The 13,617-nt window shown below is 54.0% G+C and carries 13 protein-coding genes; 6 read left to right on the forward strand and 7 right to left on the reverse strand.

The window, feature by feature from the left end:
- Window positions 1-36: 36 nt before the first annotated feature.
- On the reverse strand, window positions 37-237 hold the full coding sequence (locus CWM52_RS26100) for a hypothetical protein (RefSeq protein WP_133121736.1): 201 nt from the start codon (window positions 235-237) through the stop codon (window positions 37-39).
- 962 nt (window positions 238-1,199) lie between these two features.
- On the opposite strand from CWM52_RS26100, the gene CWM52_RS09100 reads away from it, so the two are divergent.
- The gene (locus CWM52_RS09100) at window positions 1,200-1,493 is read left to right on the forward strand and encodes a YciI family protein (protein WP_100683800.1); all 294 of its coding nucleotides are present in this window, start codon (window positions 1,200-1,202) and stop codon (window positions 1,491-1,493) included.
- Between the two features lie 505 nt (window positions 1,494-1,998).
- On the opposite strand, the gene CWM52_RS09105 is transcribed toward CWM52_RS09100, so the two are convergent.
- Window positions 1,999-2,457, reverse strand: a complete 459-nt coding sequence (locus CWM52_RS09105) for a winged helix-turn-helix transcriptional regulator (RefSeq protein WP_100683801.1) — start codon at window positions 2,455-2,457, stop codon at window positions 1,999-2,001.
- Window positions 2,458-2,518: 61 nt separating this feature from the next.
- On the opposite strand from CWM52_RS09105, the gene CWM52_RS09110 reads away from it, so the two are divergent.
- Complete coding sequence (locus tag CWM52_RS09110) at window positions 2,519-2,755, forward strand: tautomerase family protein (protein ID WP_100683802.1); 237 nt, start codon at window positions 2,519-2,521, stop codon at window positions 2,753-2,755.
- 362 nt (window positions 2,756-3,117) lie between these two features.
- Here the strand turns inward: CWM52_RS09110 and CWM52_RS26290 are convergent, their stop codons facing one another.
- On the reverse strand, window positions 3,118-3,270 hold the full coding sequence (locus CWM52_RS26290) for a hypothetical protein (protein ID WP_165785363.1): 153 nt from the start codon (window positions 3,268-3,270) through the stop codon (window positions 3,118-3,120).
- A 255-nt stretch (window positions 3,271-3,525) separates the two neighbouring features.
- Entirely contained in the window at window positions 3,526-4,044 is a 519-nt protein-coding gene (locus CWM52_RS09115; protein ID WP_100683803.1) for an anti-virulence regulator CigR family protein, read from the reverse strand.
- 278 nt (window positions 4,045-4,322) lie between these two features.
- On the opposite strand from CWM52_RS09115, the gene CWM52_RS09120 reads away from it, so the two are divergent.
- Window positions 4,323-4,865: a GNAT family N-acetyltransferase gene (locus CWM52_RS09120; RefSeq protein WP_100683804.1), complete on the forward strand. Its 543-nt coding sequence runs from the start codon at window positions 4,323-4,325 to the stop codon at window positions 4,863-4,865.
- A 136-nt stretch (window positions 4,866-5,001) separates the two neighbouring features.
- Here CWM52_RS09120 and CWM52_RS09125 read toward each other — a convergent pair whose 3' ends face one another.
- Entirely contained in the window at window positions 5,002-5,583 is a 582-nt protein-coding gene (locus CWM52_RS09125) for a cytochrome b/b6 domain-containing protein (protein ID WP_100683839.1), read from the reverse strand.
- Window positions 5,584-5,830: 247 nt separating this feature from the next.
- Between CWM52_RS09125 and CWM52_RS09130 the strand changes: the two genes are divergently transcribed.
- Together CWM52_RS09130 and CWM52_RS09135 are read left to right on the forward strand one after the other, a co-directional pair.
- Window positions 5,831-6,610, forward strand: a complete 780-nt coding sequence (locus CWM52_RS09130) for a MerR family transcriptional regulator (RefSeq protein WP_100683805.1) — start codon at window positions 5,831-5,833, stop codon at window positions 6,608-6,610.
- A gap of 217 nt (window positions 6,611-6,827) precedes the next feature.
- Window positions 6,828-7,787 (forward strand): YbgA family protein, encoded by a 960-nt coding sequence (locus tag CWM52_RS09135; protein WP_100683806.1) that lies wholly within the window; start codon window positions 6,828-6,830, stop codon window positions 7,785-7,787.
- 56 nt (window positions 7,788-7,843) lie between these two features.
- On the opposite strand, the gene CWM52_RS09140 is transcribed toward CWM52_RS09135, so the two are convergent.
- Window positions 7,844-8,407: a YagU family protein gene (locus tag CWM52_RS09140; RefSeq protein WP_100683807.1), complete on the reverse strand. Its 564-nt coding sequence runs from the start codon at window positions 8,405-8,407 to the stop codon at window positions 7,844-7,846.
- Between the two features lie 587 nt (window positions 8,408-8,994).
- Window positions 8,995-10,059, reverse strand: coding sequence for a LacI family DNA-binding transcriptional regulator (locus CWM52_RS09145; RefSeq protein ID WP_100683840.1), 1,065 nt, complete (start codon window positions 10,057-10,059; stop codon window positions 8,995-8,997).
- A 220-nt stretch (window positions 10,060-10,279) separates the two neighbouring features.
- Between CWM52_RS09145 and CWM52_RS09150 the strand changes: the two genes are divergently transcribed.
- Complete coding sequence (locus CWM52_RS09150; RefSeq protein ID WP_100683808.1) at window positions 10,280-13,387, forward strand: beta-galactosidase; 3,108 nt, start codon at window positions 10,280-10,282, stop codon at window positions 13,385-13,387.
- The last annotated feature ends 230 nt before the right edge of the window (window positions 13,388-13,617 follow it).

Here is a 13,617-nt window from a genome sequence, read left to right on the forward strand (position 1 = left end):
TGTTATGCAACGAATTGAATATCTGCCAGAAAATCCTTAAGGATGCTGTAATACATAGCTATCCTGGCCAGAAGACACATAAAAAACGCCAGCACAGTTATCCAGGTTCTCATCTGTGACTTTCTGTTGCTCTGGATGCTCGTGAACGGCTTTAAATTGCGTGTAAAGGTAGTAATACATCGCAGAGCTTGCCGCAAGACAACTGACAAAGAACAATGCGCCGCCTATTTTTTTCACAACACGACCCCTTTATCGTTTTCTGTAAAATACCCGATAAAAGGTAAATATTGCTTCAACCTTCGCCTGACATTGGTTAACCAAAAGTAAACGGACAACAAGCCCACAGCACAGGTGCGGTAAACAGGTTCACCGCCGGGACTCGACTCTTGCTCGCAACGGTGCTCTGACCAGGGAAAGCACTCAGGCCTCTTGTTTTCATTTGTATTACGACGATGTGACAGGGGTGCTGATGCAGGTGCCTCTCGCGAACCCCCCTGTCATATCGACGGAAAGCAAAAACGACGCTGAACGACGTGTTGTAAGATACTGATTTATAATTTTTACTGGAGGCTAGAGGTGCGAGCGATATTTACGTCTGAATCGATAGTCCATTACTAAAGTGATAGTAACTACACTGCCAATCCACAGCAGGCCAAGGCCTAATTCAACGACACTCATAATTTTTAACACCCATACAATTAATACGGCTGCAAACATTAGACATCGCAAGGATGTCCTACGCAAACGTTTTCGTTGCTTTTTTATGACAAAAATATTAATTGCGCTGACACTGTTCATCATTATAAGAGCCTATTTTTTGAACAAAAAAATTCTTCTGTCCATGATTCGATGGCGACACAGTATGTGAAGTTTCTACGCCGGGTGGTTTCAGTAACACCAGGCACCTTGCGTACCCTTGGGCCTTAGGTTTGGTCATCTCCGGGCTGAAGCGGCTCTGGTCTGGAGGGATAATTCAGGATTGCTCAACCCTTTTTCCTGGCTATCCCCTATCCCCTCTTCGCCAACGCCGGTTGAGCAGCATAATTTGCAATACTGGCGTTTACGACACCGGCTCCGCTTGATGTTGTCCATCAGCGAGTGTACATAAGCGAGGCTTCCCGGATGATGGCGGGAAGTTATTCTTCTTTACCTTCTCTGGTGCTAGCATTCAATGGCTTTCTTTTTACAAGGACTTTGAAATGAGTATCATTTATGTGGTTGTTCTGACTTATATAAAACCGCTAGAAGACGTTGACTCGCAATTACCAGACCATGTCGAGTGGCTGAAGAAAGGTTATTCCGATGGTGTATTTTTAACCTCCGGAAGGCGCATTCCGCGTAATGGCGGCGTTATTCTCGCCAAATGTGACAGCCTTGAATCTCTGGAAGCCCGCCTTAGCCAGGATCCATTCCAAAAATTCAATATTGCTAAAGCGGAAATTATTCCCTTTGAAGCCACGATGAAAGCTACGTTACTGGAAAATATTTTTTGAGTTTATTGCGGCTCAGTCGCTTATATTGAGCCGCCCGCATAGAACCGCTTCTCGTCCTGAAAGCCCCCCCGTCACACCCGCGTTTCTCACGCCACCAACTGCAGCCAATATCTTCGCCCGCGCTTTCAGCCTGGCGGGTTATTTTGCTCCACCAGCGTCGGGAACGGACACCCTCCCTTTTTATGCCGGGACAGACAAGCCATCCTCGCACTCACCAACGTCGTCAGGGAACTGTTCGGACCAGAAACATCTGGAAACACCTGGATTTTTCCTGGATGATGGATATCGTGCAAAGTCGCACACAGCAATCATGTCATGAAGTATTTTCCCCTTGAGTGTGCCTGCTCAAGGGGATTTTTTACCGATGCATTGCGCCGGGATGAAATAGCCTGCAACCGATGGATGCGACGCACTGATTAAATCACTCTGCGGATCCACTCGTTCGTTCATCAGGATGTACTGATGCCGCTTGAAGCGCGTGTTGATCAATTATTTCTTAGTGAAATTAACTTTTGCAGGCCACCATCTGAATATTTTTAACCTCAACAACCTCGCCACTGGCCGAGACAAATGCTCCGTATACTGCTTCGCCACTTGCTTTATCAACTAAAGAAATATGGGGATCATCATGCAGTATATTTTTATGCCCCCATGCCATCAGGGAAAAAAGGATCGGTGCGAGGCTGCGCCCTTTTGCCGTGAGAACGTACTCGTAGCGTTCACGTGTACCTTCCTCTTGATAAGGGATTTTGCAAAGCAGGCCGAGGTCTGTCATTTTTTTTAACCGGTTCGCCAGGGTCTGCTTCGTTATCTTCGTATGGCAACGTATCGTTTCAAAGCGAGTAACACCATAGAAAGCCTCTCTTAGAATCAACAAAACCCATTGATCGCCAAGCAGTTCTGCGGCTGCCGCGAGCCCGCACAGCTCAGGCAGCAAATACGGCAGTGAATTATCTTTTGACATCCCTTGTTTTACCTTTTAACCTGAGTATGATTTTAAGACCTAGATAATCATGGAGAATACAATGCCTTTCGTCAATGTGCAAACCATTAAAGGAATTATGAGTCCGGAGCAAAAAAATGAGCTGTTACGTCGCATGACCGATCTGATCGTGGAAATTGAAGGCCGCGGCGATCCTGAATTTCGCCGCTCGGTCTGGGTGAGGATTGATGAATATGAACCTGAGCAGTGGAGTCTGGGGGGAATACAACCCACATCTGAAATGATTGCGGCAAAATTCTCATCGCCACGGCAATCCTGATCTGCCGCGTTCGTCGTTTAATTACCACGACGACACCAGGTTAAGAGAATAAAGTGTGACCCGCCAGCGGACAGCATGCATGTCCGCTCCTCGCTCGGATCCAACCCGCCGGCCCTGAACACTGGCTGTTTTACGCCAGGACGGACGTTACCGGGACATCGCCATGAATCCGGTAGCGGGAAAGTCAGCCGCCCGGAAGCAATACGCGAACCACGCCGGTTGATTAAAACCCATTATTTAACCATAACATCTTGTTTAAGCATGAAATATTCAACCAAACTTTCATGCTTAAACAAGCATCCCATCACAGCCATTATCCACCTGGCATGACGGAAAGCGTGGTTAAGTCGCCACAGAGGTTTTCAACTGCTGTCGGGCAAATCACCGTCATTTTTTTTCTCCACCCAGCTTCCGTTGCTGTCTCTCTCAACCTCAACGAACTCGCCTGTTGGCGAAGGTGAGCCGCCTTCATCCTCCCACTCGCTTAAGGATTGCTGCCACTCTTCCTGCGTCATAACTTTTCCTGTGACAGAATTCCGTAAATAAATCATCGCCATCCCCCGTAATATAATCACCGTCATCACTACTATTATAGGTGAAATCCGCCATTATCCATTTTGCCCGGAACGGCGAAAGAATACATTATTCTTCCGGAGGCAGAATCCAGGGCCTTATAAAATTCCATCACTGCGTTTCAGCCTTGCCTGATCCTGCATTTTGCCCATAAAAAAGCCCCGCATTTTCGGGGCCTCAGAATAAGCGCTGTATTACTAGTCAAAAACACCATTAATAATAGCTGTGACAATGGCGGTACTTAATGCGACCAGCACCAAATCATCGCCAACCGCACGCCATTCATATCCAGGATAATAGGGCAAATCATGAATCATGGATGCCGGAAGCGTTTTCTTCGCAATCCCCGGAGGCAATGGCTTGCCGCGGACTAAATTTTTAGCGATACCGGGAGGGAGCGCCTGATAGCCAACCAGGCCATAATTTACGGCCAGGGAGCGCGCCCGCGAGAAGCTGATATCGGAGTCGACGTGATCTGGTTTTCCATAGTTCTTGCGGTTGCCATGATCCTCATCGGACTTCCCATTTCCCTGGCCCTTGTTGCTATGGTCTCCGCCGTTGCCATGATTACCGCTGTTTCCGTGGTTACCACCGCCATTGCCATTGCCATGCCCACCGCCATTTCCGTTTCCTGGGTTTGCATAAACCGGTGCCGCAAGGACAGCAAGAGATATAACCGCCGCAAGTGCAGTTTTGAGAGTGCGACGCTTAAACATGATGATCGTTCCTTAAGATTAAGTTGACACTTTAAACATATGCCAAAGAAATACCCTTCACAATTTCATGTTTTCCTATTTTTGGAATATTCCCCGTGTGACTGAATGGGTGAAAAAAACAGAGGCCCTCGCCGGCGAAAATCGCCCGCCATGGCGCATCATTCACATCGCGACTTCAGACGATGAACCGGGCATCGTCGGCGTTTTCGAAAGAGTTGAGGAGATCCCTGGATGAATGTTAATTTAGGCCCAAACCCATCCGGGCGACTTATCACTCTATGATCGTAGCAACGACTTCACGACTTTTTATTCGTTCCTTTAAGGAACAAGATGCCCTGCCGCTGCTGGAATACCTGTCTTCACCGCGCGTCCCCTGTTTTGAGGATGAAAAGCTCGATTCACTTGCGCAAGCAAGGGAAGAGGTCATGAAAAGAGCCAGCGATGCAAGCCAGTTTGCCGTATGCCTCAAGGAAACGGATCAACTCATTGGGCATTTGTTTGCCGATAACCGCGAAGAACCGGACCACAATACCTGGTCCGTGGGTTGGCATTTTAATCAGCGCTATGAGGGTCAGGGCTTTGCGACGGAAGCGGTTTCCGCGCTTTTTCACTACCTGTTTACGGCAAGAGAAGCCCGGCGCTTATATGCCTATGTTGAGGACTACAACCAGGACTCTCAGAGACTCTGTGAACGCCTGCATATGCGTCGGGAAGGTTGTTTTAAAGAGTTTGTTTCGTTTGTGACCGCCAGCGGCGAAGAACAATATGACGATACCTACATCTATGCCCTGCTGAAAAAAGAGTGGCCACTGGCGATTTAAAGCGGGGTGTCGCAGCGGATTCACGGCTTGCGCATTGCCGTCAGGTTAAAGCCTGACGGCGGTTTTAGCGCGAGGAAAAAGGGTATTTGACAAAAGCGCCGTTGCTCTGGTTCCAGAATGAGCCGCTTGATCGCGGTCACGAGATTATCGGGTTATTCCTTTGACTGCGGACTTTGAGGAAAATATGCAGTAATCCCATGGCTCCGTGGGCCCAGAAATAAGTTTCAATGAATACGGTCAGGAATTTATGCAGGCCCAGGACCTCATGCGCCAGCGACGAGGATGGACCAAACGCCGTATTCAGCACAAACCACAACCCGCCGCACAAAGCAACGCCCAACAGCGCCACAACACCAAGCCCCTGAATCAATGCCGCCACTCCCCCGGCATGCGCTTCGGGAAGACGCAATGAAATGAACGTCTTGAGATCGGTAGCGATGCCGCGAAAATCGAGCTTCAGCCAGGCAAAATAGTAATCAAAACCACGCTGCGTTAGCATCCAGATGAGCATCGTAATACCCAACACAATCAATGAAAATCCACAGATAATGTGCAGCCACGTCACCCATCCTGTCAGGGTAACATCGCCGAGGGCTTCGCTTTCAGTCAGTTGAGAGTTGATAATCTGGAATAAAACCAATAGCGCCACGCTGATATGTAGCGCACGAAAAAAAGGGGTGTCCCGGTGAGGGAGAGCATGACATAACTGGTCTTTCATTTTCATCATTTAACCATTTTGTTGACGGCAACGTTGCTTTCCTCAGTATCGTTGCACTTAATTAACGAAACCTTAAAGCCACACGGAAACGGTCAATTTATTGCCCTGCAGAATCAGCAGGACGTTCGGGGACTTTTTGTCGAATACCGGGAAACCACGCGGGTCAACGTTCCCGTACGGCATTGAACATTTACCCGGGAATAATTCATAGTATATTGGGACTATCCTCTCTTTTCAGGTCTCCCTCATGTCTTACTCCATCGGTGAATTTGCCCGGCTTTGCGGGATCAACCCCACCACGCTTCGCGCCTGGCAGCGTCGATACGGCCTGCTCAAACCGCAACGGACCGAAGGGGGACACCGTCTGTACAGTGATGATGATGTTCAACAGGCGCTTAACATTCTCGACTGGGTGCAAAAAGGTGTTCCCGTCAGCCAGATAAAGCCCCTGCTGGATAACCCCGTCGCCAGGCAGACGAACCACTGGTCAAGCCTGCAGGAAAGTATGCTGCAGCGATTGAAAGAGGGAAAAATCGACGCCCTGCGCCAGTTGATCTACGATGCAGGCCGCGAGTCCCCTCGCCAGGAACTGGTTGCTAAAGTGTTGCGTCCGCTGCGTGGTAAGCTGTCTGCCCGCCTCCCGACGGTGATGACGCTGCGCGAGATTCTTGATGGGATCATTATCGCCTATACCTCGTTTTGCCTCGAAGGCGACAAAAAAGCGCCGGGAGATAGCGTGCTGATAGCCGGCTGGCATCTCTCCGACCCTGGCGAAATCTGGCTGGAGGCCCTCGCCCGTACCGGCCAGGGCCATCGCATCGATCTCCTTCCTCTCCCGCCGGCGGCTCTGGCTCCCGAGATTTTTCCGCAACGAAACTGGCTGCTGGTCACCTCCGGAAAACTCACCGCGGCCCGCCAGGAGCAGATCGCATGCTGGCGGCGGCAGGTCAACACCCTCGACGTTATCTCCCTCTCCTGCGCCGATATCTCGCCGGACACGGCCCGCGACACACGCCAAAAAGAGTGACTTCCGGGGCTTTTCCACATCGCATGACGGAAAAGCCCAGGAGAAAACCGACGAATATAACCTGATGAATTAAATAGATAATAATAAATATCTTCACCAATACTTGGACAAATATTAGTTATTGTGTAAGTTTTAAGTACGCGAAGACGTCGCGCGGCCCGGCAACAACCGGTCCACCCCGTTCTTCCTGCAACGAGTGCAATAAGAGGATGGCAGCATGAACAGGCAACCCGCGGTCGGTATCAGCGCATGTTTAACCGGCTCAGCCGTACGATTTGACGGTGGACATAAACGTATGGGCTTTGTGATGGATGAACTAGCGGATTGGGTCACCTTTCAACCCGTCTGCCCGGAGATGGCTATCGGCCTGCCCGTTCCTCGCCCGGCCCTGCGTCTGGTGCAAACCCGCGAAGGAACCATCCAGATGCATTTTAGCCAAACGCCTCACGACGATGTAACGGAGAAAATGGCCGGATTTACCGCGGCATTTCTCCCCAGCGTCGACGCCCTTTCTGGCTTTGTTGTCTGTGCTAAATCGCCCAGTTGCGGTATGGAGCGCGTACGGCTGTATGACGAAAAAGGCAACCGCGGACGCAAAGAGGGGGTGGGGATCTTCACGCAGAAATTGCTGATGCACTACCCGTGGCTACCCGTGGAAGAGGATGGCCGCCTGCACGACCCGGTGCTGCGGGAAAACTTTGTCGAACGCGTCTTCGCGCTACACCAGCTAAATACCCTGCGCGCGCAGGGGCTCAGCCGTCGCGCGCTACTGGACTTCCATAGCCGGTACAAGCTGCAGCTGCTGGCGCATGATCAGGCAGGCTATCGCGAAATTGGGCCTTTCGTTGCCTCCCTTCACCAGTGGGAGGATCGGGATGCCTTCTTTGTCGCTTACCGCGCAAAGCTGATGGCTATTCTGCAGCAACCCGCTTCGCGGAAAAACCATACTAACGTGCTGATGCATATCCAGGGTTACTTCCGCGATCGGCTCAATAGCCGCCAGCGCGGGGAACTTCGCGAGGTAATCCTTAACTATCGCGCCGGTTTACTGCCGATACTCGCGCCGATCACCTTACTGAAACACTACCTGGCCGAATTCCCGGATAGCTACCTGCTGACGCAAAACTACTTTAACCCTTATCCCCAGGATTTAGGACTGCGCCTGGGCCTCCTCTGAGGAGATAAAACGGGCCCGCCGTAGCGAGCCCGTCACTGACATCGCTTTTCCCGCTATTATCTGAACGGTGAATTCAGCGGAACTTCGGCATCAGGTTCATGCGTAATGCGGTTTCGCAGATCGCGACGGAAAACCTCTATCGCCCAGAACCAGAAAATATGCCCGACCAGTTCCGAAATATATTCATCGGCGGGAATATGAAGCAGAGAAGGCGTCAGACCTAATAAAGGGAAAGAGATCCAGTGAACGGCGATGGTGGCGACAATACCCGCCCATGCCCCTTGCCATAATTTCACTTTGGGGAACACTTCCGCCACCAGGCAATAGCCAATGGCAAAGACCAGCGAGAAAATAATATGCGTGACCATCACCGGATTGATGATGTGTTCCGAAAAGGTATAAACGGTGTGAGTCGGATCAATCCCAAGGTAATCACGTAAAAAAAGATAAGGCGGGTTAAATTCATCCCTGCCCCCGGAGAAAGTACGGGGCGGTAACGGAACTTCAGCCCCCCACTTCACAAATGCCGACATCAGACCCGCAACGATCCCAACCCCTAATGCCACGCCATAACGTCGGCGCCCGGGTTCCGTTTGTGCAAAAAAATCCTTGATAGCCATTAATTACCACCTGATTATTTCTCGAATGAATACATTAGCTATGTTTAATATTACTCATGGTATGGCATATTGATCGCGATCACACTTTTGTCTATGAGAACAATTTTTATTCAGTTCCCTTTGCCTGTCGTGTCAATGAGTTAGCTGCAAACGGCATACCTTTCCCCCGCTGGAAATCACCGCATCGCAGAATAAGGGATTTGTTTTCGTTCTGTCGCTGGCGAATCAGGCGTTAATGTCGCGCTTGCTGGAGATCTTTTTTAACCCGGATCCCCCGCCCCTACTCAGTAGCATTTTATGCTGGTTTAAAAACTATAACCCACGAGAGCCGTCGCACCACCCCCATGAAAAACAGAGCTTTTATTCTTCCGGATGCGTAATTAATGCGCAAAATGCAGAATAAAAGAAAATAGCGGTGACAAATGCGGAAATAGCGGCAAAAAAAACCGCCAGATAGCTGGCGGTGAATAAATGCTTGCATGGATAGATTGTGTTTTGCATTTTACGCAGAGGCAATGTCCATCTCCTTCTACGTCTGACCGTACGCTAGCATAGTTATCTTCAATAAAAGTTAAACCGCAATCCGCTTAGAGTTTATCCACCAGCGCTTTGAGCTCGGCAATCAGCGGCTCGCGGTGAGACTCTCCCTCACGCGGCCAGGTTGACTGACGGACGACCAGGCGGGTGGGTAGCAGTTCGCAAATAGGCACCTGCGGCGCCGCCATCTGCTGGGTCAGCAGTTCCACCGCGCGTTTACCCAGCAGATCGAAGTTCTGCGCCACGGTGGTCAGCGGCGGCTGAAAGTAAAGACTGTCCGCCGTATCGTCGTAGCCGGTGACCGAGATGGCGCTGTGACCGGTGCGGTTAAGTTGCGCCAGCGCGCTGAGTACCCCTAATGCCATCTGGTCATTGGCCACGACGATGGCGCTGATCCGCGGCTGCAGATGAAGCAGCTCAAAGGTTTTCTGCCAGCCGCTGGCGGCGCTCCAGTCGCCAAATACCGTCACGGCCTGGCTCACCCCCAGACGATGCAATGTTTCCCGCCAACTGCCCAGGCGCATCCGGGCGGAGACCGAGCTTTCCGGGCCAGCCAGCAGGCCAAACTCGCGATGGCCGAGTTCCCAGAGATGGCGCACGCAGGCGCCGCAGCCGTCACGATGATCAAAGCGCACGCAGGAGACCTCCGTCTCCGGCGACACATCAAGAAACAGACAGGCGATATCGGGATTTTCCTTCACCAGTCGTTCCGCGATGCTGCTCTCCAGCGGCAGGCTGATAATCGCGCCACGAATATGCTGAGCACGGAACTCATCCAGCCGGGTCTGCAGTGAAGCGTAGTCGCTGCGTTCCGGCATGGCGATGGATACCTCCAGCTGATGAGCGCCAGCATGGCTTTTCACCGCCGAGGCGATTTGTGACGGCGCGTGCAGCGTCAGCGACGCCGTAATCAGCCCGATTGAAGGCGCCGCTTTTCCCGCCAGCAGCTGTGCCGAACGGTCAGGAACATAATGCAGCGCCTGCATCGCGCGGATCACTTTCTCGCGGGTCCGCGCGGAGACCACATCGGGACGATTCAGCACCCGGGAAACCGTTTGCTGCGAAACACCGGCCTCGTGGGCCACATCGTCTAAGGTTGCCGAACGCCGCTGCATAATCCCCCCTGTCTGCGCAAAATTGGTCTGATGACGGCAAATGTCGCCCGCTAACATTTTATGTCTTATTGACGACAAAAATCAGCGTTTCTCCTGGAGTTTCGTGATCGTGAGTCGGTTTCATTTTCGCCAGTATTGCGGCCTGAAGAAAAATACCTGATAACGACATCATCATTGTCTAGCGAATGACATTTTTCTCACTTATCCGTCAGGTATGCCGATGCAACAACATGACTCAAACGCGGTTCGCTCGTTGACGTTTCAGGACGTACTGGCCCGTGAAGACTGGCAAAATCAGACCATTACTCACCTTAACCGCTTAGCGGCTCGCCCCTCGTTTGCCAGCTGGCGATCCCTCGACGACGCCCGGGACAACCGCCCTTCCGACCGCCTCCGCCTGCTTGACGGGCAGTGGCAGTTCTCCTGGTCCCCCAGCCCGTTTGCCGTCGATTCCCGCTGGCTCGAGCGCGATCCCGATACGAGCCGCAGCACGCCGGTGCCCTCTAACTGGCAGATGGAAGGCTACGACGCGCCTGTTTATACCAACGTTCGCTACCCCATCGATACGCCGCCGCCGCGGGTGCCGGAAGAGAATCCGACCGGCCTGTACTCGCTCAACGTCACCCTGGAGCAAAGCTGGCTGACCGATGGCCTGACGCAAATTATTTTTGACGGCGTTAACTCCGCGTTTCATCTGTGGTGCAACGGCGCGTGGGTCGGTTATTCCCAGGATAGCCGGCTGCCGGCGGCTTTCGATCTCACCCCCTACCTGCGGGCGGGCGAAAACCGACTGTGCGTGATGGTCATGCGCTGGAGCGCGGGCAGCTGGCTGGAAGATCAGGATATGTGGCGCATGAGCGGGATTTTCCGCTCGGTGTGGCTGCTCAACAAACCGCAGCAGCACCTGAGCGATGTGCAGATATCCCCGCTGCTGGATGCGCTGTATCGCGATGGCGAACTGCGGGTCAATCTGACCATCGCTGCCGCCGACGAACAGCTGGCCGGGCTGGAGGCTGAAGTCAGCCTGTGGGACGGCGAACAGCTGATTGCCCGCCAGCGCCAGCGGCCAGGTTCTGCGCCGGTAGATGAACGGGGCCATTATGCCGAACGGGCGACGCTGGCGCTGGCGGTGGAAAAACCGCGGCAATGGAGCGCGGAAACGCCCCACTGCTATCGTAGCGTGGTTGCCCTGTGGCGCGGCGAAGAGCTGGTTGAAGCCGAAGCCTGGGACATCGGCTTTCGCCGGGTGGAAATCCGCAACGGCCTGCTGCTGCTCAACGGCAAACCGCTGCTGATCCGCGGGGTGAACCGCCATGAGCACCACCATCAGCGCGGCCAGGTGGTGAGCGAAGAGGATATGCTGCAGGACATTCTGCTGATGAAGCAGAATAACTTTAACGCCGTGCGCTGCTCGCACTATCCCAACGCCGCACGCTGGTATGAACTGTGCAACCGCTACGGCCTGTACGTGGTCGATGAGGCGAACATCGAAACCCATGGCATGGTGCCAATGAACCGCCTGTCCGACGATCCGGCCTGGCTGCCGGCCTACAGCGCTCGCATCACCCGGATGTTGCAAAGCCACCGTAACCATCCGTCGATTATTATCTGGTCGCTGGGGAACGAGTCCGGCTGCGGCGCCAACCATGAAGCCATGTATCGCTGGCTGAAACGCGAAGATCCTACGCGGCCGGTCCAGTACGAAGGCGGCGGTGCCGACAGCGCGGCGACCGATATTATCTGCCCGATGTACGCCCGCGTGGAACGCGATCAGCCGATTCCAGCGGTGCCGAAATGGGGCATTAAAAAGTGGATTGGTCTGCCCGGCGAACAGCGACCGCTGATCCTCTGCGAATACGCTCACGCAATGGGCAACAGTCTCGGTAATTTTGCCGATTACTGGCAGGCCTTCCGGGAATATCCGCGCCTGCAGGGCGGATTTATCTGGGACTGGGCGGATCAGGCCATCGAAAAAACCTTCGATGACGGCAGCGTGGGCTGGGCCTACGGCGGCGATTTTGGCGACAAGCCGAACGACCGCCAGTTCTGTATGAACGGGCTGGTATTCCCGGATCGCCGCCCTCATCCTGCGCTGACTGAAGCAAAACATGCCCAGCAATATTTCCAGTTTGCTCTGCTGGCGCACTCCCCGCTGCGGATCGCGATCGAGAGCGAATACCTGTTCCGCACCACGGATAATGAAGTGCTGAACTGGCAGGTGCAGTCCGCCGGCGAAACCGTGGCCAGCGGCAGCCTTACGCTGAACCTCGCGCCGCAGGGCCAGGGCGATTTTACCTTGTGCGACCACCTGACCTTACCGCCAGGCGCCAGGGAGGTCTGGCTGACGCTGGAGGTTGTTCAGCCGCAGGCGACGCCGTGGTCTGCCGCCGGGCACCGCGTGGCCTGGGCGCAGTTCGCCCTCGCCGCCCCGCTGGCCTTACCGGCGCCCGCCGCCGTCGGTCCGGCGCCGGAGCTGACCATCGATGATGAGCGCTTCACCGTCCGTCAGGGATCCCAGCAATGGATTATCGATCGTCAGAGCGGCCTGTTAACTCACTGGCTGGCGGAAGGCGCAGAGCAACTGCTGTCTCCGCTGCGCGACCAGTTCGTTCGCGCCCCGCTGGACAACGATATCGGCGTGAGCGAGACGGATCGTATCGACCCCAACGCCTGGGTTGAGCGCTGGAAAAGCGCCGGACTTTATACTCTCGATGTGCGCTGCGTCCAGTGTACCGCGCAGCGCCTGGCCCATGAGACCATCGTCGACAGCCGCTGGCACTATCTGCGCGGCGACGAAGTGGTCATCGTCAGCCAGTGGCGAATGACCTTTACCAGCGATGGCCGTCTGCACCTGACGGTGAGCGGCGAGCGGGCCGGGACGCTGCCGCCGCTGCCGCGCGTGGGCCTGCACTTCCAGGTTCCTGACCAGCATGCTCCGGTCTCCTGGCTCGGCTACGGGCCGCATGAAAACTATCCTGACCGCAAGAGCAGCGCCTGTTTCGCCCGCTGGCAGCTTCCGCTGGAAGCGATGAGCACGCCCTATATTTTCCCGACGGAAAACGGCCTGCGCTGCGACAACAAAGCGCTGGACTGGGGGCGCTGGCAGGTGACCGGCGACTTCCACTTCTCGGTTCAGCCCTACAGCACCGCGCAACTGATGAAAACCGACCACTGGCACCGGATGACCCCGGAAAAAGGCGTCTGGATAACCCTCGACGGCGCGCATATGGGCGTCGGCGGCGATGACTCCTGGACACCGAGCGTGCTGCCGCAGTGGCTGCTGCTCGGGACCCGCTGGCAGTACCAGCTCTCTGTGTCTCTACGCTAAACCCTCAACGGGGGCTCGCGCCCCCTTTAAAACGGCTATACCCGCATATTAGGGATGCAGCGTGGCGGAAATGGGCAGAATCCGGGCCAAAAGACCGGGATGGCGAGTCTCACGCCGGAAACGGCGTGCCGCCAATATCAGGCAACTGGAATGATGACGAGTATAATAACCCAGGAATATCGTGAACCGTATCGGGGCGAAAAATGCGCTGCCGACCGCCGGCTATAACA

It is taken from the genome of Raoultella sp. T31 (assembly GCF_002806725.1).
GTDB classification, from domain to species: Bacteria; Pseudomonadota; Gammaproteobacteria; order Enterobacterales; family Enterobacteriaceae; genus Klebsiella; species Klebsiella electrica.